General features: G+C 68.9%; 18 protein-coding genes. 11 read left to right on the forward strand and 7 right to left on the reverse strand.

Going from position 1 to position 21,165, the window contains the following annotated elements:
* The first annotated feature begins 9 nt into the window (after positions 1 to 9).
* The 4 genes from pyrE to NQ036_RS07305 all read left to right on the forward strand — a co-directional run bounded on the left by pyrE (position 10) and on the right by NQ036_RS07305 (position 3,578).
* Positions 10 to 582: an orotate phosphoribosyltransferase gene (gene pyrE / locus NQ036_RS07290; RefSeq protein ID WP_257058003.1), complete on the forward strand. Its 573-nt coding sequence runs from the start codon at positions 10 to 12 to the stop codon at positions 580 to 582.
* A gap of 39 nt (positions 583 to 621) precedes the next feature.
* Positions 622 to 1,503, forward strand: a complete 882-nt coding sequence (locus NQ036_RS07295; RefSeq protein WP_257047836.1) for an ABC transporter ATP-binding protein — start codon at positions 622 to 624, stop codon at positions 1,501 to 1,503.
* Positions 1,504 to 2,880, forward strand: coding sequence for an ABC transporter permease (locus NQ036_RS07300; RefSeq protein WP_257047837.1), 1,377 nt, complete (start codon positions 1,504 to 1,506; stop codon positions 2,878 to 2,880).
* Between the two features lie 68 nt (positions 2,881 to 2,948).
* The gene (locus tag NQ036_RS07305) at positions 2,949 to 3,578 is read left to right on the forward strand and encodes a TrmH family RNA methyltransferase (protein ID WP_257058101.1); all 630 of its coding nucleotides are present in this window, start codon (positions 2,949 to 2,951) and stop codon (positions 3,576 to 3,578) included.
* A gap of 151 nt (positions 3,579 to 3,729) precedes the next feature.
* Here the strand turns inward: NQ036_RS07305 and NQ036_RS07310 are convergent, their stop codons facing one another.
* The 4 genes from NQ036_RS07310 to NQ036_RS07325 all read right to left on the reverse strand — a co-directional run bounded on the left by NQ036_RS07310 (position 3,730) and on the right by NQ036_RS07325 (position 8,314).
* Positions 3,730 to 4,752: an NADP-dependent oxidoreductase gene (locus tag NQ036_RS07310; protein WP_257047838.1), complete on the reverse strand. Its 1,023-nt coding sequence runs from the start codon at positions 4,750 to 4,752 to the stop codon at positions 3,730 to 3,732.
* A 127-nt stretch (positions 4,753 to 4,879) separates the two neighbouring features.
* On the reverse strand, positions 4,880 to 6,010 hold the full coding sequence (locus tag NQ036_RS07315; RefSeq protein ID WP_257058005.1) for an acyl-CoA dehydrogenase family protein: 1,131 nt from the start codon (positions 6,008 to 6,010) through the stop codon (positions 4,880 to 4,882).
* Positions 6,011 to 6,041: 31 nt separating this feature from the next.
* A complete protein-coding gene (locus NQ036_RS07320; RefSeq protein ID WP_257047842.1) occupies positions 6,042 to 7,238 on the reverse strand; it encodes an acyl-CoA dehydrogenase family protein in 1,197 nt (398 codons plus the stop codon).
* Positions 7,239 to 7,315: 77 nt separating this feature from the next.
* A complete protein-coding gene (locus NQ036_RS07325; protein ID WP_257047843.1) occupies positions 7,316 to 8,314 on the reverse strand; it encodes a carbohydrate kinase in 999 nt (332 codons plus the stop codon).
* A gap of 304 nt (positions 8,315 to 8,618) precedes the next feature.
* On the opposite strand from NQ036_RS07325, the gene NQ036_RS07330 reads away from it, so the two are divergent.
* Both NQ036_RS07330 and fbaA read left to right on the forward strand, forming a co-directional pair.
* Complete coding sequence (locus tag NQ036_RS07330) at positions 8,619 to 9,950, forward strand: MFS transporter (RefSeq protein ID WP_257058008.1); 1,332 nt, start codon at positions 8,619 to 8,621, stop codon at positions 9,948 to 9,950.
* A 90-nt stretch (positions 9,951 to 10,040) separates the two neighbouring features.
* A complete protein-coding gene (gene fbaA / locus NQ036_RS07335; RefSeq protein ID WP_257058009.1) occupies positions 10,041 to 11,063 on the forward strand; it encodes a class II fructose-bisphosphate aldolase in 1,023 nt (340 codons plus the stop codon).
* Between the two features lie 57 nt (positions 11,064 to 11,120).
* Here fbaA and NQ036_RS07340 read toward each other — a convergent pair whose 3' ends face one another.
* Entirely contained in the window at positions 11,121 to 11,615 is a 495-nt protein-coding gene (locus NQ036_RS07340; RefSeq protein WP_257047850.1) for a low molecular weight phosphatase family protein, read from the reverse strand.
* 34 nt (positions 11,616 to 11,649) lie between these two features.
* Positions 11,650 to 14,106 (reverse strand): CDP-glycerol glycerophosphotransferase family protein, encoded by a 2,457-nt coding sequence (locus NQ036_RS07345; protein WP_257058011.1) that lies wholly within the window; start codon positions 14,104 to 14,106, stop codon positions 11,650 to 11,652.
* Positions 14,107 to 14,142: 36 nt separating this feature from the next.
* Between NQ036_RS07345 and NQ036_RS07350 the strand changes: the two genes are divergently transcribed.
* The 5 genes from NQ036_RS07350 to NQ036_RS07370 all read left to right on the forward strand — a co-directional run bounded on the left by NQ036_RS07350 (position 14,143) and on the right by NQ036_RS07370 (position 19,714).
* Positions 14,143 to 15,582, forward strand: a complete 1,440-nt coding sequence (locus NQ036_RS07350) for an FAD-dependent oxidoreductase (protein WP_257058013.1) — start codon at positions 14,143 to 14,145, stop codon at positions 15,580 to 15,582.
* Between the two features lie 65 nt (positions 15,583 to 15,647).
* Positions 15,648 to 16,499: an ABC transporter permease gene (locus tag NQ036_RS07355; RefSeq protein WP_257058015.1), complete on the forward strand. Its 852-nt coding sequence runs from the start codon at positions 15,648 to 15,650 to the stop codon at positions 16,497 to 16,499.
* Positions 16,486 to 17,535, forward strand: coding sequence for an ATP-binding cassette domain-containing protein (locus tag NQ036_RS07360; RefSeq protein WP_373456798.1), 1,050 nt, complete (start codon positions 16,486 to 16,488; stop codon positions 17,533 to 17,535). Before NQ036_RS07355 ends, NQ036_RS07360 begins: the two co-directional genes overlap by 14 nt.
* On the forward strand, positions 17,532 to 18,659 hold the full coding sequence (locus tag NQ036_RS07365) for a glycosyltransferase family 2 protein (RefSeq protein ID WP_257058018.1): 1,128 nt from the start codon (positions 17,532 to 17,534) through the stop codon (positions 18,657 to 18,659). The genes NQ036_RS07360 and NQ036_RS07365 overlap by 4 nt, the downstream gene beginning before the upstream one ends.
* Complete coding sequence (locus tag NQ036_RS07370) at positions 18,656 to 19,714, forward strand: hypothetical protein (RefSeq protein WP_257058020.1); 1,059 nt, start codon at positions 18,656 to 18,658, stop codon at positions 19,712 to 19,714. Before NQ036_RS07365 ends, NQ036_RS07370 begins: the two co-directional genes overlap by 4 nt.
* A gap of 47 nt (positions 19,715 to 19,761) precedes the next feature.
* Here NQ036_RS07370 and NQ036_RS07375 read toward each other — a convergent pair whose 3' ends face one another.
* Positions 19,762 to 21,093, reverse strand: a complete 1,332-nt coding sequence (locus NQ036_RS07375) for a UDP-glucose/GDP-mannose dehydrogenase family protein (protein WP_257047856.1) — start codon at positions 21,091 to 21,093, stop codon at positions 19,762 to 19,764.
* Positions 21,094 to 21,165: the final 72 nt, after the last annotated feature.

Consider the following 21,165-nt stretch of genomic DNA (forward strand, 5'->3'; position numbering starts at 1 on the left):
ATGGGCACCATGGCACAGAACCACGCGGCGGATACGCGCTCTCAACTCCTCGCCCTCATCGACGAACTCGCGGTTGTCCGCGGGAAGGTCACCCTGTCCTCGGGACGGGAGGCCGATTACTATCTGGACCTGCGGCGGGTCACGCTGGACCACCGTTCGGCCCCGCTGGTCGGCGACATCGTGCTCGACGTGCTGGCGGAGAACGACCTACTCGATCGGGTCGACGCCGTGGGCGGTCTGACCATGGGCGCCGATCCGGTGGGCACCGCGGTGATGCACCGCTCGGTGGTCCGCGGTACCCCACTGGACGCCTTCGTGGTCCGCAAGGAGGCCAAGAAGCACGGCATGGGGCGTCGGGTCGAAGGACCGGATGTGGCCGGCCGCAAGGTCATCGCGGTGGAGGACACCTCGACGACCGGAGGTTCGGTGCTCACCGCGGTCGAGGCCCTGCAGGAGGCGGGCGCGCAGGTCGTCGCGGTGGTCGTGGTCATGGACCGCAACACCGGCGCCAAGGAACGCGTCGAGGCCCAGAGGATTCCCTACCTGTCGGCGCTGACGACCGCGGACCTCGGACTGGACTGAGTCCGGGGCGGGCCCAACAACACCAACGAAGGAACGGCTTTGCTTGAACTATCTGGTATCACGGTGAAATCCGGCCGGAAGACCTGGCTCGACGACGTCTCCCTGCAGGCGGCCCCCGGCCGCATCACCGGGGTTCTCGTGCGGCGCGGTTCGGGACGGACGGAACTGGCCCGCGCGATCATGGGCCTGCTCGACTTCGAGGGCACGATCAGCCTCGAGGGCACGGAACTGGGCTACGGCGATCGGCAGAACTTCGGTTATCTGCCCGGCGAGCGCGGCGGCTATCCGGATATGAAGGTGCTCGACCAGATCGTGTTCTTCGCCCGCCTGCACGGGATGACCCTGGGTGCGGCCGAACACAATGCGATCGCCCTGCTCTCGCGCCTCGAACTGTCCGACCGCGCCTACGCCCCGTTGCACCAGCTGACCGGGGCCGAGGCCGCACGCGTCGATGTGGCCGGCGCGCTGGCCGCCGATCCGGACGTGGTGGTGCTCGACGAGCCCTTCTCCGGGCTCGACGAGGAGAGCCTGGACCTGGTGTTCTCCCTGCTGCGCGATCATGCGGCCTCGGGCGTGCCCGTCATCTTCACCACGAGCGACGCCGCCGGCGCCGGCCGGGTCGCGGACGATCTGGTGGTGCTGTCGGCCGGCAAGGTGGTGGCCGCGGGCACGCTGGCCGAGCTGCAGGCCGAGCAGGCCGGGTACCGGGTGGAATTGAGCGCCGAGCGACAGGCGGAACGGGCCGTGACCCGTTTGGAGGGTGCGCGGGGGATCACCGAGGTCGCCGCGATCGGCGCCACGATCCAGTTCGCGGCGCAGACCGCAGAACAGGCGAGCGAGGCGGTCGCCGGGTTGCCGGGGCTACGCGCCTTCGGTCCCCACCGACCGGGAATGGACGAGATGTTCGGGGAGCTGATCTGAGTGAGTGAAAAAGACGATAAGGCGCCCGGCGCCGGAGCGAACGATCCCGAGGACCTGGGAGCTGCCGTGGGCGATGCGCCCCTGCAGACCTTCCCCGGCGAAGAGGTACCGGAGGAGCTGGCCGATCTGGTGCTCACCGGTGACGAACCCGCGACCGGTCTGGTCAGCGAGTTCCGCGAACTCAAACCGAGTCAGGCCGCCTGGCTGGTGGGCAACAGGGACACCCAGGCGGTGGCCAAGAGCCCACTGTTCATCGTCGCGGTGCTCGTCATCGCGCTGGGCGTGCTGGCGGCCCTGATCGTCGGCTTCAACCAGGCGAAGGCGTCATCCGGTGGTGGCGATGCGTCGGAGAAGACGCTGGCGATGATGGGCGTCAAGGGCCAGGAGCAGATGGCCGAGCAGCAGCTCGGCATGAAGGTGCTCGACGTCGAATCGGTCCAGGCCGCTCAGGACGCTGTGCGCGAGGGCAAGGCCGACGCCGCCTATATCCAGGACCAGACGACGGGGACCTCCTCGTTCATCGCCCTGGACCAGGAGCCCTCCGACATCATCGACAAGCTCTCGCCCAAGCCCAGTGTCACCCTGCTCAACGCCCCGGCCGTATCGCAGAAGCTGGCCACTCCGGTGCTGTGGGGCCTGGTGGCGCTGACGATCATCGCCTTCCTGAGCCTGGGCCAGGCGGTTTACCAGACTCTGCGGCTGGAGAAGCGCAGTCGGATCTCCGAGGTGATGGCCGCCGCAGTGCCCGTGCGCTCGATCGCGCGCGGCCGGGTCACCGGGGCACTCACCCCGGCCCTCATCTACATCCTGCTGGCCTATGTCATCCTGCTGTTGGGCATGTCGATCCTGGGTTATAGCCAGCCGGTGGTCAAGATGCTGCCGGGCCTTGGTTGGGGACTGACCGTCTACCTGGCCGCCGCCCTGGTGTTCCCCTCGCTGTATCTGTGGGCCGGCAGCCTGTCGGGCCGCCGCTCCACGAAGGTGTTCTACCTGGTCACGGGTGTACTGGTCGTGGTGGGTGCGTTCCTGCCGATGTTCTTCGCAGCGAACTCACTGGTTCTGAAGGTGCTGGGCTACATCCCGCTGACAGCGCCCGTGGCCATTCCCAAGCTGTACCTCAGCGGTCAGACCGACTGGTGGGTCGGCCTGGTGTCCCTGGTCATCGCGGTCGTGGTGGGGCTGGTGCTGCGCGCCATGGCCTCGGCGGCCTATGAGAAGAATCTGCTGGCAGGCACCGGCCGGTCCGGCAAGCTGGCCAGGGCCCGCAAGAGCAAGAAGCTCACGGCCACCGCCAAGGACCGCACGGGTGCGGCGGCCAAGGAGTCCGCGGCCGATGACGCAGCGGACGCCGCTGCCGAGGAGCCCGAGGCCAAGTGAGCGCGGACGCCGGGGCGACCCCGGTTCCGGGGCCCGGGGCCCCCGCCACGACGGCTCCGACCCCAGAGGTGCCCGGGGGCACGACACCGGAGGTCGGCCTCGGCCCCTGGGAGGGCCCCTGGCCCGACGACGAGCGCTACGATCCGGAACTGCTGCGCACGGGCGACCGCCGCAATGTGCTCGACGGCTACCGTTACTGGACGATGGACGCGATCATCGCGGACCTGGACACGCGGCGCCACGGCTTCCACGTGGCCGTCGAGAACTGGCAGCACGATCTGAACATCGGATCCGTGGTGCGCACCGCCAACGCCTTCAACGCGGCGGCTGTGCACATCGTGGGCAGGCGCCGTTGGAACCGGCGCGGGGCGATGGTGACCGATCGGTACCAACACGTGCACCACCATGGCAGCGTCGAGGAGTTCGCCGCCTGGTGTGAGGAGAACGGGCTGGCCCTGATCGGGATCGACAATTTCCCCGACTCCCAGCAGCTGGAGACCTATGAGCTGCCCGAGCGGTGCGTGCTGCTGTTCGGGCAGGAGGGTCCGGGGCTGACCCCCGAGGCCCATGCGGCATGCCGGGCCGTGCTGTCGATCGAGCAGTACGGGTCGACCCGGTCGATGAATGCGGCAGCGGCGGCCGCGATCGCGATGCACGCCTGGATCCGCAGGCACGAATTCGGCCAGCGGGTGAACTGACCCCGCAGCAACCCCATCGGGGGCCTCGCGAGTCGGGCGCCCTCGGGTAAGTGCCCGCGCCTTGCCGGTGGCTCCACAAAGGGGCCTGTGGCTCGATAAGTCGTGAGTTATCGAGCCACAGGTGCCAGTGTGGAGCCACTGCCGAAGGGGGTCAGTCGGCGACGTGGATGATCGTCTTGCCGAAGTTCTTGCCCTGCAGCATCCCAGCGAAGACTTCGGGGGTGTGCTCGAAGCCGTCCGTGATGTCCTCGTGGTACTTCACCCGGCCGCTTGCCACCCACTCGGTCATCTCGCGCAGGAAGTCCGCCTCCATCGATTCGACGAACTCACTCTGGATGAACCCGCGGAGGGTCAGACTGCGCGTGAGGACCGCGTTCATCAGCCGTTCCCCGGTGCCGGCCGGGGTGGGGTGGTCCACGCCGTTGTACTGTGCTGCCAGGCCGCACACGGGAACGCGCGCAAAGGTGTTCAAACGCGGCAGCACAGCATCCCACCAGACGGGGCCGGCGACGTTCTCGAAGTACACGTCGATGCCCTGGGGCGCGGCGGCCTTGAGCCGTCCCCGCAGATCGGGTTCCCGGTGGTCCAGGGCCGCATCGAAGCCGACCTGTTCCAACAGCGCGGTCTTCTTGGGCCCACCGGCGATGCCGATCGCCCTGGCGCCCTTGAGACGGGCGATCTGGCCCACCGTCAGGCCCACCGGGCCGGTGGCGGCGGCCACCGCCACGGTCTCACCGGGCTGCGGGCGGCCGATGGCCAGCAGGCCGGAGTAGGCGGTGAAACCGGGCATGCCCAGTACGCCCAGTGCCGTGGTCACAGGTGCCACGGAGGCATCGAGGACGCGCAGCGTGTCTGCGGGCTGTACGGAGAAGGTCTGCCAGCCGCCGTAGGCCAGCACGATGTCGCCGGCCCTGACCGCGGTGGATCGGGATTCGACGACCTCGGCGACGGTGGCGCCGACCATCGTCTGGCCGATCTCAACCGGTTTGGCATACGACCGGGCGTCGGACATGCGTCCGCGCATATACGGGTCCAGGCTCAGGTACAAGGTGCGCAGCAGGGCCTGGCCATCGCGGGGGACCGGGACCTCGGTCTCCTCCAAGTGGAGGTGTTCGCGGCCGGGCAGGCCCTGCGGGCGGGCCGCCAGGATGAAGCGTTGATTCTTGGTGCTCATGGTTCTCGATTCTCCTTTGCCGGGTGTGGTGGATGCGTCCGTGTGCCGATACGCCACTGGGGCCGAGGAATCAGCGTGATTCATCGGCCCCAGTGAGGTGTGCGGCCGGGGTACGGCGCAGCGGATGTTACAGATCGGCTGCTGCCGGCTCCACCAGGCCGCCCAGATCGGCCAGCTCCTGGTTGACCGTGCCCTGCTCGTCGAAGGTGCGCGGGATGACGGTCAGGCGCTTGGCGTAGTGTCCGATCGGGTACTCCATCGTCATGCCGATGCCGCCGTGTAGCTGGATCGACTCCTGCATGATGTGGCGCGAGGAGCTGTCGATGACGAGCTTGGCCGCCAGCACATCGCGGTGGCGTTCCTTGGAGGTGCCATCGGGGTCCTGGACGATCGCCAGCTTCGCGTACAGGGCCATCGACCTGGCGTCCTCGAGCAGGGCGTAGCACTCCGAGGCGCGGAACTGCAGCGACTGGAAGGTGCCGATCGCCACGCCGAACTGCTCGCGGGTCTTCAGATAGTCCGCGGTCATGGCCAATGCGGACTCCATCGCACCCACCGCTTCGGCGGCCAGCGCCGCATTGGCGGTGTCGATGACGTACTCCAGTGCGGCGCTCGGGTCGCCCGCGCCCAGCGGGGTGGCAGGGGCGTTCTCGAAGAGCACCGCTGCGCTGCCCAGGCCGTCGGCCTGGCGGCGCGGGTCCACGGTGACGCCCGCAGCAGCGGCATCGACGAGGAACAGGGACAGCACCCCGTCGTTGTTCGCCGAGACGATGAAGGTGTCGGCTGCGTCGCCGCCCCACACCGATACCTTCTCGCCGTTGAGCACACCGTCGGCGAAGGTGGTGGACGGGCTGGCCAGCTCGTAGCGGGCCAGCGGCTCATAGCCGGCGAACGCCAGCTTCTTCGCGCCCTCGGCCACGGCGGGGAGGATCTCCTCCTTCTGGGCGTCGGTGCCCAGCGCCTCGACCAGGCCGGCGCCCAGGATGACGGTGGGGACGTAGGGCTCGAGCACGAGCGCCTTGCCGAATTCCTCCATCACCACGGCGACCTCGCCGAAGCCCATGCCGGCTCCGCCGAATTCCTCGGGGATGGTCAGCGAGGTCAGGCCCAGTTCGGCGAACTGCTGCCAGATCTCCTCGCTGTAGCCCAGCTCGCTGGCCAGGATGGCCTCACGGGCGGACGCGTCGTACTTGTCCTTGAGCAGGCGGGCAACGGTCGCGCCCAGTTCCTGCTGGATGTCGGTGAGTTCAAGATCCATGAAATGTGTTCCTCCTCTTAACGTCGGGCCGTCACAGGCCCAGCAGGGCCTTCGAGATGATGCCGAGCTGTACCTCGGACGAGCCGCCGTAGATCGACACCTTGCGGTAGTTGAAGTACGTCTTGAGCGCATCGGCCGCGCCGTGGGGCAGGGTCGTGAACTTGGTGCGGACCTCGCGGGAGTCGACGAAGTCGAGTCCCTGCGGGCCGACGATGTCGGTGAGCAGTTCCGTGATGTCCTGCTGCAGGCGCGAACCGCGCAGCTTCAGAATCGAGGACCGGGGGTCGGGCTTGTCGGCCCCGGCGACCTGGGTCGACAGGATGCGCAGCTGTGTGAACTCGAGGGCCTTGAGTTCGGCTTCGATTGTGGTGATGCGCGCGGAGAAGGCCGGGTCGTTCAGCAGGGAGCCCTTGGCGGTCTTGGTGGCGGCGGCATAGGCCTTGGCGCGGGCCAGCTTGACCTGGGACTCGCCCACCCGGGCGATGCCGGTGCGCTCATTGCCCAGCAGGAACTTGGCGTAGGTCCAGCCCTTGTTCTCCTCGCCCACCAGGTTCTCGACGGGTACCTCGACATTGTCGAAGAAGACCTCGTTGACCTCGTGGCCGCCGTCGATCAGCTGGATCGGGCGCACGGTCAGGCCCGGGGACTTCATGTCGATGAGCAGGAAGGAGATGCCGGCCTGCTTCTTGACGTTCGGGTCGGTGCGGACCAGGGTGAAGATCCAGTCGCCGTACTGGCCCAGCGTGGTCCAGGTCTTCTGGCCGTTGACGATGTACTTATCGCCCTGCTTGACAGCCGAGGTCTTCAGCGAGGCCAGGTCGGAACCCGCATTGGGCTCCGAGAAGCCCTGCGACCACCAGATGTCGATGTTCGCCGTCGCTGGCAGGAAACGGTCCTTGATCTCCTGCGAGCCGAAGGTGTCGATGACCGGGCCGACCATGGAGGCGTTGAAGGCCAGGGGCTGGGGCACGCAGGCCAGCTGCATCTCGTTGAGCCAGATGTGGCGCTGGACCGGGGTCCAGTCCTGACCGCCGGAGGCGACGGACCAGTTGGGCACGGCGTATCCGTGCTTGTTGAGGATCCGCTGCGTGGCGACCACATCGTCGTGGGTGCCCTCTTCGCTGCCGATGGCCTGGCGGTACCGGATGTCCTCTGGGATTTCGGTGCGATAGAACTCGCGCATGTGCTCTGCGAATTCGAGTTCTTCCTTGTTCAGGAGATTATCCATGGAACTTCCTCGATCGTTCGTTCAGTTTAGACATCTCCGAGTCTAAGCCGCTTATGCTCTCGAAGGCAACGGGAGCTTCAGGCCCCTAATTCGCACCGCAGGGGCAGATCGGCGCCGGCGCGCCCGACCGTGACCGAGGCCGCGGCCAGCGCCCGCTGCAGGGCCGGCAGGCAGTCGGCCGGATCGAGCCGGCGCCGCGTGCGCTCGGGGCCCCACGGACCCAGGGCGCCTGCATCGGCCAGGCCCGAGAGCAATCCCGCCATGAAGGAATCGCCCGCGCCGACCGTGTCGACGACCGCGGTGGGGGAGGCGGGCAGTTCGACGACCCGACCGCCGGTGCAGGCTAGGGCCCCGGCACCGCCACGGGTGATGACCACCAGGGCCGGGCCCAGCCCGGCCCAGTCGCGCATGACCCGTGTCAGTGGCACCCCGGGGTAGAGGAAGGCCAGGTCCTCATCGCTGGCCTTGACGACATCGGCCAGCGCGCAGATCTCCTCGGTCCGGGCCCTGGCCTCCTCCCGCGATCCCACCAGGGTGGGCCGGATGTTCGGATCGAAGCTGATGCTGGGGTGCGTGCCGTGGGCGGCGGCAATCCCGTCGGATCCTGTGCGCAGCCCGCGCAGGTAGTCCACCAGGGCGGTGGCGCCGGGCTCCAGGAAGGTCGCGATGGAACCCGTGTGGACGTGGCCGGTGGGCGCTGGGTGGGCGGCGGGGTCGAACTCCCAGGCCAGGTCGAAGCGGTACTGTGCGGATCCCGCCTCGTCCAGGGTGGCCAGCGCGGTGGGCGTGCGCGCCAGCCGATGGGATCCCGCGTCGATGTTCACTCCGGATGCCTCCAGCCTTTCGGCGATCCGGCGGGCGTGCCGATCGGGGCCGGTCCCCGCAACCGCGCCCAGCGCGGTGGCCAAGCGGACCCGGTGGCCCAGCCGGGCCAGGCCCAGGGCGACATTGGCCGGGGAACCGCCCACGTGTTCCACATCGTGGGAGCCGTCGGGATGGTGGGCCGGGCGGACGATGTCGATGACGGCCTCGCCGATGATGAGGAAGTCGGCGCCGGTCGAGTCGGTGTCTGTCATGGTCTTATTCTGGGCCCTCTCGACAACCCATGCGCACTCGTGGGGATCGGCGCGCAGACCGTGTGCCCGATTGCACAGGGAAGCAGGCTCGAAAACCACCGGAAACCCCTTCACAGACCGCCCCGGCGGGGTGGAGAATTGATTCATCGGTCCAATCGGACCACCTCCCGCAATGCTGCAGACCCTGCCACGAGTGCGCCCCGGCGCGTTCCCAGGGTCTATCCGTGTTGCCCGGAGTGCACAGTCATCCGCACAGTCATCACAGATCTCGGATCCCGACCGCCACCGGCCCAGAAGGAGCGCTTTGGCCATTTCCACTTCCACCGACCGCCGCCTGGTGCTGGCGCTGACCGCCCTGGCCCTGGGTGGCTTCGGCATCGGCACCACCGAATTCGCCACCATGGGCGTGCTGCCCCTGCTGGCCGACGATCTGGGCGCGAGCATCCCGCAGGCGGGCCGTGCCGTCACCGCATACGCCCTTGGCGTTGTGGTGGGCGCACCTCTACTGGCCTCGCTGACCACCCGGCTGCCGCGCAAACCGCTGTTGTTGGCGCTCATCGGCCTGTTCGCCGCGGGCAATGTGGTGGCACTGCTGGCGCCGAACATGGAGGTGCTGTTGGGTGCCCGCTTCCTTTCCGGGCTGCCCCACGGCGGCTACCTGGGCCCTGCCGCGGTCGTCGCTGCCTCGCTGGTCGAACCGCAACGGCGCGGCCGGGCGATGGCCCGGGTGGGGATGGGCATGACCGTGGCGAACATCGTGGGCGTGCCGATCGCGGCCTGGCTGGGGGCGAACCTGGGCTGGCGGGCGGCCTACGGACTGGTCGTCGTGGTCGCAGTGTTCACCCTGGTGGCGCTCAAGGCCTGCCTGCCCGAACACATCGCCTACACCCCGGCAGGGGTGCGCCGCGAGTTCGCGACCCTGAAACGGCCCGCCGTCTGGCTGGCCCTGGTGGCCGGCTCGATCGGGAACATGGGACAGTTCGCCGTCTACACCTACGTCTCGCCCATTGTGACCGATGTCGCGGGCCTGCCGCCTGCCGTCCTGCCCTGGGTCCTGGCGCTCTACGGCGTCGGCATGACCTGTGGTGCCTTCGTGGCGGGCCCCCTGATCGACAAGTCGATCGACCGGGCGGCCTTCTGGGCGCTCGGTGGCCTGGCCCTCGTGCTGGTGTGTCTGGGACTGTTCATGGGCCACGCCGTCGTGGTGCTGCCCGGGCTGTTCCTGCTGGCCGCCGGCGGCAATCTGTTCGCCACCTCGCTGCAGGCCCGGCTGTTCCGCGACGCCTATGACGCCCCCAGCCTGTCGGCGGCGCTGAACCACTCGGCATTCAACATGTCCAACGCCCTGGGCGCCTTCCTGGGCGGGGTGCTGATCTCGGCGGGTCTGGGCTACCGCGCGCCGGCCCTGCTGGGCGTGGTCTTCATCTGCCTGGGCGTGGCCGTCCTGCTGGTGGCGCGCAAGCTGTCCGGGGCCTCGCCCTCGCGCCAGGTGCTCGATCTGGACGGGTCCGAGGTCGTGCGCGTGCGCAAGCGCGACCGGCTGCGGGCTGCGGGCTCCCGGATCGCGCACACCCCGGGGCGGGTCGCCCACGCCGGTTCGCGGGCGGTTCACGCGGCGGCCGATCGGCTCCGCTGAGCGGATCGCAGGGGCCGGTGGCGTGACATGGTGGGGCTCATTTGAAAAGATGGGGAGCAGTATCCGGCCCCACCGAACTAAGGAGAACCCATGCCCGTCGCAAGTCCCGACGAATACGCGGCAATGATCGATCGAGCCAAGGAGGGCGGTTTCGCCTACCCGGCCATCAACGTGACCTCCTCGCAGACGGTCACCGCAGCCCTGCGCGGTTTCGCCGAGGCGGAATCCGACGGCATCCTCCAGCTGTCCTTCGGCGGTGCGGAGTACGCCTCCGGCTCGACCATCAAGGACCGCATCACCGGTTCGGTCGCCCTGGCCGAGTATGCAGCGACCGTTGCCAAGAACTACCCCGTGAAGGTGGCGCTGCACACCGACCACTGCCAGAAGGACAAGGTCGACACCTGGGTTAAGCCGCTCATCGCGATCTCCCAGGAGCGGGTCGACCGCGGCCAGGACCCGCTGTTCCAGTCGCACATGTGGGACGGCTCGGCGATCGAGGTCCCGGAGAACCTCGACATCGCAGCCGACCTGCTGGAACTGACCCATGCAGCCCACCAGATCCTGGAGATCGAGGTGGGTGCCGTGGGCGGCGAAGAGGACGGCGTGACCGGTGAGATCAACGAGAAGCTCTACACCACCGCCGCCGACGGTCTGGCGACGATCGAGAAGCTGGGCCTGGGGGAGAAGGGCCGCTATCTGACCGCCCTGACCTTCGGCAATGTGCACGGGTCCTATAAGCCCGGCCACGTCAAGCTGCGCCCGGAGATCCTGAAAGACATCCAGGCCGAGCTGGGTGCGAAGTTCGGTGTGGACCGGCCCTTCGACCTGGTGTTCCACGGTGGTTCCGGCTCCTCGGCCGAGGAGATCGCGGCGGCCGTGTCCTACGGTGTGGTGAAGATGAACATCGACACCGACACCCAGTACGCCTTCACGCGTCCCGTGGCCGACTTCATCCTGAAGAACTACGACGGCGTGCTCAAGATCGACGGCGAGGTCGGGAACAAGAAGGCCTACGACCCGCGTGCCTGGGGCAAGGCGGGCGAGGCCGGTATGGCCGCGCGCATCACCCTGGCCGCCGGCCAACTGGGTTCGGCCGGCAACGCCATGAAGTGACCTACGGTCGGTGTCGCCGGGGCGGGACGGCTTCCGTCCCACCCCGGTTGCGCCGGACTAGAGGCGCAGGATCGTCCGGAGCGCGTCGTGGATCTCATCCGCGGCGCGCTCCGCCTCGTTCCAGCCCAGCCGGTAGGGATCGGCCACATCGTCGGAGGAGTCGCCGTTGACCCCGGCCGCGAGGTCCGCCGGTGGATTCCAGGCCGTGGCCTGGCCTGCGGCGACCGCCCTGGCATAGGGCTTGAGCATCACGGTGCGCTCGGCCGCACCCGGCAGGGACTCGACGATGAAGCGCCGGTGTTCGCGGGTCAGCGCCACGATCAGATCGGCCGCGGCGGCATTGGCCGCGCTGAGCTGGGTGCCGCTGAAACCGGTGTCGTCACCGCCCAGGCGACGTAACTGGGCCGCCATATCCGCATCGATCGACGGGAAGATCGCATAGGTTCCGGTGGAGACGAAGCGGGTGTCGGGATCGAGCAGGGCGGCCAGGCGCTCGGCCACGGGGGAACGGCAGGTGTTGCCGGTGCACACGAACATCACGGTGGGTAACATGCCCCCACCCTAACGGTTCAGACCGGCCAACGGCTCAGCCCAGCCAGCCGCGCTCGACCAGGTCGTCGACCACCCTGGCGGCCGCGTGGCCGTCGTCGTGGACGATGAAGCGCTCCCGCCAGGCGGCGGCCCGTTCGGCGTAATCGCGCACCCAGCCGGCATCGGATCCCTGGGCGCTCAGCGCCTCGACCAGGCCGATGAGTGCTTCCCGGTCGGTCAGAACCGGTCCGGGGGCTGCGGCGTCGAAGTCGAAGGTGAAGCCGCGCTCCCCGTCGTACCTGTCCTTGTCAGGGGCGAAGAAGAGCATTGGCACGCCCGTGATCGCCGCATCGAACATGACCGAGGAGTAATCCGTGATGAGCAGATCGGCGGCCAGGAACAGATCTGCGACATCCGGGTGGGCGGAGGCGTCGATGACCTCGGCGACGGTGGCCGCCGGCGCCGGCCCGGCCGGTTCGAGCTCGGCCGATTCGGAATCGACCTCGCGCAGGGTGGAACGGGCGGTGGCACCGCCGGCGGCCCTGGTGTGCCCGCGCACCACGATCGTCCAGTCGGCGCCCAGGCGTTCGGCCAGCCACTGCGGATCCAGCAGCTCCACCGGCCGGGTCCCCTCGTAACGCCAGGTCGGCACGTAGACCAGGATGCGGGTCTCCGGATCCGCGCCGAGCACGCGGGCCGCAGCACTGCGCGCCTGCCAGGTGGGCCGGCCCGTTTCGTCCAGGGCGTGTACCAACCGGTCGTCGCGCGGATAACCGGTCTCCAGGATCGGACCGCGGTAGGCATAACAGCGGCGGAATTCGGCGGTCGAATGCGGGTTCTGGCTCAACAACAGGTCCCAGCGGCCCGACTCCCTGGCGGCTGCGAATTTCGAACGCAGGGTGGCGTCCGGCTTGGCGATCGCCAGTTTCTTCAACATCGTGCCGTGCCAGGTCTGCAGCACGTGCTGGCCGCGGCGGGCCCGGAAGCCGTAGCGCAGCCAGTCGTTGACCACCAGCAGGCGTGAGCGCCGACGGGCGGCGAACCATTCGGGGCTGCCCACCAGGACGGCCTGTGCCCCCTGGGGCACCTGTTCGTCCTCGTCGGTGACCGACCAGTACCGGGGCAGGGCCGGGAACCGGCGGGCCACCTCGGCGTCGATGGCCAGGGGATTGTCCGAGACCTGGCGGCCGTAGAAGCTCTCGAAGAACACGCCGCCGGATTCCACCAGCTGTGACTCCGGCAGCCGGTCATGGCGGATCTGGCGCAGCACCCGGGCCGCCGAGGCTCCCTTGGGGAAGCTGTGGAACCGATAGGACAGGTCCACGGCGGCGGCGTGGGCGAACCGGCCGGCGGTGGATCCGGAGCTGAGCGCCTGTTCCAGATAGTTCAGCGTGGTGCCCCAGGTGTGGAACACCGAGCCGTCGGGGCCCACCGTGTCCTCCAGGGGCTCGTAGAGCCCGCGGGTCGCGGCGTAGACCTCGAGGTCGGGGGCGAACCAGATGATCGGCCGGCCCAGCACCGAGTAGTCGATCGCGATCGAGGAGTAGTCGGTGATGAGCGCGTCGAAGGCGCCCAGATCGCCGGTCACCTCGGGCATCAGGTCCGAGCCCAACAGGTGGATGCGCCCGGAGGCGACCCGTTCATAGGGGCCGAAGCCCAGGCGGTGCGGCCGGATCGCCAGATGCCCGTCGATGCGCTCGAGCACCGCGCGCAGTTCGGCGACCTCGGCATCGGTGGGCACCGCCGGGTCCTCATCGCCGTTGCGCCAGGTGGGCGCGTAGATCACCAGCGGGCCCGAGGTCTCCGCCGGCAGGCCCAGCACCGTGAGGATCCGCGCGCGGGCAGCGGCTGCTTTGGCCGGACTCTCCGCCTGGGCGGCCAGTTCGTCCACGCGCGGATCGCCCAGCACGCGGACCCTCCCGGGATCCAGTCGGAAGGCCGAGCGCAGGCGCCTGGCGGTCTCCGGGGCGCCGGCGACGAACAGGGAGATCTGCTGATCGCCATAGGAGTACATCTGGGCCAGGATCTTCTGCGCGGGTCCCAGCAGGTGGGCCAGGCGCCCCGCGGCGCCCGGCAGACTGGTCACGGAGGGGGAGTCCAGGTGCAGCAGTTTCAGGGGCACGCCATGCCACAGTTGGACGACGTAGCCGCCGAAGACTCCGTAGCGGTTGGCGTCGCCGAAGCCGTGGGTGATGACGATCTGGCCGGCGCGCAGCGTGGCCCAGTACCCGGCGGCCGACTTCCGGCGCACGGGGGCGAAGCCCTCTGCCGCAGCGGCGCGGTCCTGGTCGGCATCGGCGGTCAGCCAGCTGATCTGCGCGTGCGCGTCCTCGCGCTTGAGGCGCCGGGCGACGACCAGGGCACCCTCGCCCACGCCGATGCCCGAGCCGAACACCCAACGGTCGCTCTTGCGCGGGACGAACTTCGAGAGCAGAAAGGAACCCGCGTATTTGGGGATGGCGAGCAGTTTGGAGACATTGCCGCCGGTGAACGTGAAGACAGGCTTCTTCATTCCAAGCAGTCTAGTCCACCGGCTAGGGTGGGCCGTATGGCAGCACGCGTCGATCCGGAATCGAACTCCGAGCAGAACGATTCGTCCCCGAACACGGTGGTGGTGGGCGCGGGTGCCGCAGGCACCGCACTGGCCCGCGCTTGGGCTGCGGCCGGCCCCCGGACGGGACACCTGACCCTCATCGACTCACGGGCGGACCCCGTGGAGCTCCCTCCCCTGTCGAAATCCCTGTTCGACCCCGGGGCGGAGCCCGCCCGACTGTGGCCCGCTGACCGGCCGGGGGGCTTGGCCGACGGAACGCAGGACGGCGCGCCCCGCGTGCGCCGACGCACCGGCACGGTGACCCGGATCGACGAGGCTCTGCCCGAACCGGCCCTGCCAGGCGCGGCTCCGGACAGACCGGCGGCCGGCGCCATCCACCTGGACGACGGCACCACCGTGACCTATGACGTCCTGGTCCTGGCCACCGGGATGCGCCCGCGCCCGGTACCGGCGGCACTGGACGGCGTGCGGGCACTGCGGATCTTCGACGCGGACTCCGCGCTCGCCGCCCGCGCAGCCCTCGGACTGGGGCCGGGCCACGTGGTGCCCGTGCGCGATATCGGCGTCCTCGGCTCGGGCTATCTGGCCCTGGAAATGGCCAGGGCCGCCGCCGAGGCCGGTGCGCACCCCACTGTCCACCTGCGCGGGCAGCTGCCCGTGACGAGCCTGAGCACCCCCATGCGCCTGGCCCTGCGCGAGCTGCACAGTGCCGCCGGTGTCGCCTTCGCCGCACACGATCCGGCCCCCGCGGCCGGCGCCCACGCGCTGTGGCTGGTCGCCACCGGGGCCGTGCCCGCCCTGCCCCCTGGTCTGCCCGACGAATGGCAGCGCACGCCTCAGGGCCACCTGCTGGTCGACCGGCGGCTGCGCGTGGCCGGGGCCGGCGGCGAGGTCTATGCGATCGGTGATATCGCCCGGTTGAGCGACGGTCCGGAGCCCGCATACGGTTCGGAGTCGCTGGCCAACGGCCAGGGCGCCTGGTTGGGCACACGCCTGGCAGAACGTGCGCAGCCCGCGAGCACGGCGGCCGCCTGGCACGAGCTCGGCTGGCATTGGAGCTTCCAGGGCCCACTGCGGCTCTTCACGGTGGGGGAGCCGGGCGGCACGGCGGAAACCGCTGCCGTGCCGATCGTCCTGGGCGACCTCGGCTCCGGTGCCGGCCAGGTGCTGCTGTTCGGCGGTGCGGACCCGCACGCGCCTCTGACCGGGGTCGAGACCCTGGGAGCGCCGGCGGCGCACAATGCCGCCAAGAAGGCCCTGGCGCTCGCCGGCGATGAGCGGATCACCCGGGCGGAAGCAGCTGCCGACGGCTTCGAGTTGAAGAAGGCGCTCAAAGCGCGCAAGTCCGACCGAATGCGCAAGCCCGGTCTTTCCGAAGGAACCCACATTCGGCCCACAGGCCACGTTGAGCAACGCCACAATCCAGGGGCTTAGGCCAAAACCGTGGGTCTGACTACACTAAGAGGGTTATCTTTGCCGAAGGAAGTGTGCAGCTGCCTATGACGACCAGTGCTGAACTGGCGGCCCAGTACGGGCTCTCGCGTGTCGGTGCGCGTCCGAACCTCTTCGCGTATTTGCGCGAGGTGTGGAAGCGCCGTGACTTCACACTCTCGCTCGCCAAGTACCGGATCAAGAGCGAGAACGAGCGCAACCGTTTGGGGATGGCGTGGGTACTGCTGCGCCCCATCCTCTCGGCCATCATGTACGGCTGCATTTTCGGATTGATCCTGGGCGGCTCGAGGCCCCCGAACTTCGTGCCCTATGTGGTCGTCGGCGTGTTCATGCTGGAGTTCTTCAACTCCTCGATGACCGGCGGCTCGAAGTCGATCATCAAGAACACCTCCCTGGTCCAGACCCTGCCCTTCCCCCGCATGGTGCTGGTGATCGCGCAGGTGGCGCAGAACCTGCTGAACTTCATCCCGACCCTGTTGCTCATGGTCATCGTCGCGATGATCTTCGGGGCCAGGCCCAGCTGGTCCTGGTTCGCCATGATCGGGTTGATCGTCCTGTTCACGATGTTCAACATGGGCGTGGCGCTCATCTTCGCCCGTCTGACAGTGCACTTCCACGATCTGAGCCAGGTCACCCCCTTCATCTCCCGGATGATCTTCTACACCTCCGGCGTGTTCTTCGACCCGCAGCGGATCGTCGCGGGCCACCCCGTGCTGGAGGCGATCTACCCCTGGCATCCACTCAACGAGGTGCTGTCGATCGCCCGCGGCATCCTGCTGCCGGCCGACCATCCCTACGACCCCTCGATGTGGTGGATGTTGGCCATCTGGTCCGTCGTCATGCTGGTCGTCGGCACCGTGTACTTCTGGAAGGCCGAGGAGCGATATGGGCGCGAATGACGATTGGGAAGAGGACTGGGAGTACATCCTGACGGGTGTCCGCCCGGCCGACCGCCCGGTTCCCGTGCCGGCGGGGGCCGAGGACGCGCAGAGTGAGCTGCCGCGGCCCCGCTCCGCGCGGGTCGCCGCGATTCGGGCGGACGAGGCGTGGCAGGCGCAGGCCCTGGAGGCCGCGCGCGCCCGCAACCCGGAGCCGGCTGCCCAGCCCACGCCCGTCCCCGTGCAGGTCAAGGAGCGCCCGTTCCGCGAACCGCGCCCCACCACCGGCAGCCTCGGTGTGATCACCGCACAGCCGGAGAAGGACCAACCGATCGTCATCTGCGACGATCTGCACATCGAGTTCAAGACCCTGGCCACCGGCAAACGGGTCGCGGGCAACGACCTGGCCGGCATGCTCAAGCGCAGTGGCGGCCGCTCGATGAAGACCGTGCACGCGCTCAAGGGCATCTCCTTCGTCGCACACGCGAACGAATCGATCGGCGTCATCGGCTCCAACGGTTCGGGCAAGTCGACCCTGATGCGCACCCTGACCGGGCTGATCCCGCCCACCCGCGGTGCCGTCTACGCCAACAGCAGGCCCAATCTGCTGGGCGTCGGCGCGGCGCTGATCCGGGACCTGTCGGGCTCCCAGAACGTCATCCTGGGCGGCCTGGCGATGGGCATGAGCCGGGAGGACATCGAATCGAAGTACGACGACATCGTGAAGTTCGCCGGGCTGGAGAAGTTCATCGACCTGCCGATGCGCACCTATTCCTCCGGTATGACCGCGCGCCTGAAATTCGCGATTGCCACGGCCAGGGACTACGAGATCCTGATCGTCGACGAGGCCCTGTCCGTGGGTGACAAGCAGTTCCAGCAGCGCTCCGAGAAACGCATCCGCGATATCCGCGAGAATGCCGGAACCGTCTTCCTGGTGTCGCATTCGATGCGATCGATCCGCGATACCTGTAACCGCACCATCTGGATCGAGAAGGGCGATCTGCGCGCCGATGGGCCCACCGCAGACGTCGTGAAGGAATACGAGAAGCACAAGTGACACATTCCCCGGTCGGCGCGCTGGCGCCCCAGGCCCTGCCCGAACTGCCGGCCCATCCCGGCGTGTCCTTCATCATGCCGGTGCTCAACGAGGCCCAGACCATCGCGGCGGCGATCGCGACGATCCTGGCCCAGGACTACGACGACGAGATCGAGATCGTGGTGGCGCTGGGGCCCTCAACCGACGATACGACGGAGATCGTCACCGATATCGCGGCGACCGATCGACGGGTGAAGATCGTGCACAATCCCGCCGGTGACACCCCGACCAGTCTGAACCTGGCCGTCGCCCAGACCAGCATGCCCGTCATCATCCGGGTCGATGCGCACTCGGAACTGACCCCCGACTACGCCCGCCGCGGGGTCGAGGTGCTGCGGTCCACCGGCGCCGCCAACTGCGGCGGCCTGATGCTCGCCCGCGGCACCGGGGCGTTCCAGCGGGCGGTGGCCAGGGCGTATATGAGCCCGCTGGGTCTGGGCGGGCCGGCCTATCACGCCGGGGACGAGGCACAGGATGCGGAAAGCGCCTATCTGGGCATTTTCCGCCGCGAGGTCTTCGAGGTGTTGGGCGGCTTCGACGAGGAGCTGCGGCGCGGCCAGGACTGGGAACTCAATCTGCGCATCCGCGCCGCCGGCGGGCGGATCCGGTTCGCTCCCGAGCTGCAGGTCGTATACCGGCCACGCACCTCGTACAAGCGGATCGCCCAGCAGTTCTACGCCACCGGCATCTGGCGTGCGGAGATCACCCGGCGCTATCCGCGCAGGGCGTCCCTGCGCTATTTCGCCCCGCCCCTGCTGGTGCTGGGGGTCTCGGCCGCGCTGCTCGAAGCGCTGTTGCAGGTCTGCGGGATCACCGGCCACTGGCCGAAGCCGCTGCGCCGGTTCACCTCCCTGGTGCACGTGCCCAGCCTGGCCTATGCCGGCCTGGTACTGCGCGCGGGTCTGCGGGCCGAGGACGCCGGAGCGTTGGAGCGGGCGTGGTTCATGCTCATCCTGCCGACCATGCACATCACCTGGGGCGCGGGATTCCTGCGCGGCCTGGTCACCGGGGCGACCGGAGTGACCGATCGCAGCCGTGGCACCCTGTTGACCGCCACTGAGACGGCCGGGGACGAAGCACGGTGAGCGCGCGGAAGAGGAAATCCGCAGCATCCGGGTCCGTTCGGCCCGGCAAGCAGGGGAAGCAGGCCCCGGACGCAGCGGCACTGGAGCGCGCGGCCAAGGACGCCAAGCGCCAGGCCCGGATCGATCGGCTGGAGACCGGGGAGCGCAAGAAGTTCAATGCCCCGCTGATCGCCGGGGCCATCGTCGTGCTCGCGGTGATCGTGCTGGTGGCCTACAGCGTGCTCAAACCGGGCAAGGTCCTCACCGTGGACGCGCTGAACTCCCCGGCGGTGGCTGCGCTTGGCGCAGGCGATGCGCTCTACGCCCCGAATTCCAAGGAGGCGCTGACGGAGAACGCCCGCTTCGGATATCTGCCGGCACCCCAGCTGGCGCTGACCGCCGATAAGGACGTGGTGGTGGCCGATGCGGCGACGGCGCAGAAGCGGATGGGCCTGGCCCAGCCGGTCGCCCGGACTGGCACCAAGGACTTCCTGGCGGCGAAGATCACACCATTCGACGGTGCGCAGAACGCCAAACAGGGTACTCCGCTGACCTGGCACCAGGCCCTGGACGAGTTGGGCAAGGCCACGGTCTTCAACGTGCAGATCGACTCCGTGGACGTGGTCGAACCGTTCCTGGCCGATGTCGATTCGGCCGGTCGCGCCGATGGACTCATCGTGCGCTCGAACAGCCTGCAGGTGCTGCGGGCCGTTTCCCAGGGGTCCAAGGGCGCGATCGCCACTCTCTACGAACAGCCCGCCGCCCATGCGCAGGCGGCGCCGGACGCTGCGGTGAAGAAGGCCGCCGAGCTGGCCGAGCTCGACGGGCGGGACGCGTCGGCCGCAGCGGGCGACGGCGCACAGACACCGGAGGATCTCAAGCGGGCCGGGGTGACGATGGTCGCGGTGCCCGCGGGAGCGGATGACCTGAAGTCCTGGACGGATGCGGGGTTGAAGGTCTGGGTCACGGGTGTGCCCGATAAGAACCGTTTGGACTCCCTGGCCGGCGCGGGCGTGTTCGGCGCGCTGGCGCACAATCCCTTCGCCATCCAGCCCTCGGCGGTCAAGACCGACTGAGCTCTGGGCGGCGGGACCGCACCGGTGCGGTCCCGCCGTTGCCCGCCTTACCTGCCCAGGCCGTGGAAGGTGAAGCCGGCGGCCTCCCACTCATCCCGGTCGAGCGCATTGCGCCCATCGATCACCACGGGCGCCGGGGCCATGAGCCCGGCGGCGCGGGACGCGGCCAGGTGGCCGGGGCGGTAGTCCTGCCATTCGGTCAGCAGCAGCACGACCCGGGCCCCGGCCAGGGCCTCGTCGAGATCGTCGACGGCCCGCAGATCGGGAAACCGGCGCCGCACATTGGCAAGGGCCTGCGGATCGTGGACCGTCACGTCATAGCCGGCCGCCCGGAGGCGGCAGGCGATGTCCAGGGCGGGGGAGTCCCTGACATCGTCGCTATTGGGTTTGAAGGCCGCCCCCAGCACGGTCACGGCCGGTGCCGCTCCCGCAGCGCCGGGCAGGGCCTCGGCGACGAGGTCGATGACCCGCTGGCGGCGGCCCAGGTTGATCGCGTCGACCTGCTCGAGCAGCCCGACGGCGCCGGTTGCGCCCAATTCGGCGGACCGGGCGGAGAAGGCGCGGATGTCCTTGGGCAGGCAGCCCCCGCCGAAGCCGACGCCGGCGGCCAGGAAGGCCGGCCCGATCCGCGGGTCCAGGCCGATTGCCCGGGCAACCTGGGTGACGTCGGCACCGGAGGCCTCACAGACCTCGGCGATGGCGTTGATGAAACTGATCTTCGTGGCCAGCAGCGAATTCGCGCTGACCTTGACCAGTTCGGCGGTTTCGAAGTTGAACACCAGGCGGGGGATGTCCGAGGCCAACAGGGGCGCGTAGACCCGGTCGAGGATGGCCACCTGGGTGGGGTCCTCGGTGCCATCGGCGGTGCCGTAGATCAGCCGGTCCGGGTGCAGGGTGTCGGCCACCGCGTGGCCCTCGCGCAGGAACTCCGGGTTCCAGATCAGCTCGAGGTGCTCCAGGTTGCGCAGCTGCCGGGCCAGGGTGCGCGCGGTGCCCACCGGGACCGTCGACTTGCCCACCAATACGGCCGGCTGCTCCCGGTCCGCCAGCACGCCGGCCAGGGATGCCACGGCCGCCTGCAGGAAGCTCAGATCGGCGGCGTGGGAATCCGCCCGCTGGGGCGTGCCCAGGGCCAGGAAGTGCACCTCGGCCTCGGCCAGATCCGCGTAGTCGGTGGTGAAGCGCAGCCGTCCGGAGGCCAGCGAGCGGTCCAGCAGCTCCTGGAAGCCGGGTTCGAAGAACGGCGCGCGCCCGGCGTTGAGCGAGGCGACGCGCTCGGAATCGACGTCCAGGCCGATCACGGTGTGTCCCAGTTCGGCCATGCACACGGCATGGACGGCGCCCAGGTATCCGACACCGATCACGCTCAAAGTCGTCATGTTCTTCCATTCTCCTTGGGATTTCTACGGCTGCCGTCATGGTACCCGCGCCGGATGAGCCGCTTCTTAAAC

The organism is Brevibacterium sp. 91QC2O2 (assembly GCF_024580695.1).
Lineage (GTDB): Bacteria > Actinomycetota > Actinomycetes > Actinomycetales > Brevibacteriaceae > Brevibacterium > Brevibacterium moorei.

Excerpts from the sequence above, each read along its gene's own strand:
- pyrE (WP_257058003.1), top strand. The coding sequence starts at position 10 with ATGGCACAGAACCACGCGGCGGATACGCGCTCTCAACTCCTCGCCCTC.
- NQ036_RS07310 (WP_257047838.1), bottom strand. The coding sequence starts at position 4,752 with ATGAGCACCAAGAATCAACGCTTCATCCTGGCGGCCCGCCCGCAGGGC.
- NQ036_RS07315 (WP_257058005.1), bottom strand. The coding sequence starts at position 6,010 with ATGGATCTTGAACTCACCGACATCCAGCAGGAACTGGGCGCGACCGTT.
- NQ036_RS07320 (WP_257047842.1), bottom strand. The coding sequence starts at position 7,238 with ATGGATAATCTCCTGAACAAGGAAGAACTCGAATTCGCAGAGCACATG.
- NQ036_RS07325 (WP_257047843.1), bottom strand. The coding sequence starts at position 8,314 with ATGACAGACACCGACTCGACCGGCGCCGACTTCCTCATCATCGGCGAG.
- fbaA (WP_257058009.1), top strand. The coding sequence starts at position 10,041 with ATGCCCGTCGCAAGTCCCGACGAATACGCGGCAATGATCGATCGAGCC.
- NQ036_RS07340 (WP_257047850.1), bottom strand. The coding sequence starts at position 11,615 with ATGTTACCCACCGTGATGTTCGTGTGCACCGGCAACACCTGCCGTTCC.
- NQ036_RS07345 (WP_257058011.1), bottom strand. The coding sequence starts at position 14,106 with ATGAAGAAGCCTGTCTTCACGTTCACCGGCGGCAATGTCTCCAAACTG.
- NQ036_RS07350 (WP_257058013.1), top strand. The coding sequence starts at position 14,143 with ATGGCAGCACGCGTCGATCCGGAATCGAACTCCGAGCAGAACGATTCG.
- NQ036_RS07355 (WP_257058015.1), top strand. The coding sequence starts at position 15,648 with ATGACGACCAGTGCTGAACTGGCGGCCCAGTACGGGCTCTCGCGTGTC.
- NQ036_RS07360 (WP_373456798.1), top strand. The coding sequence starts at position 16,486 with ATGGGCGCGAATGACGATTGGGAAGAGGACTGGGAGTACATCCTGACG.
- NQ036_RS07375 (WP_257047856.1), bottom strand. The coding sequence starts at position 21,093 with ATGACGACTTTGAGCGTGATCGGTGTCGGATACCTGGGCGCCGTCCAT.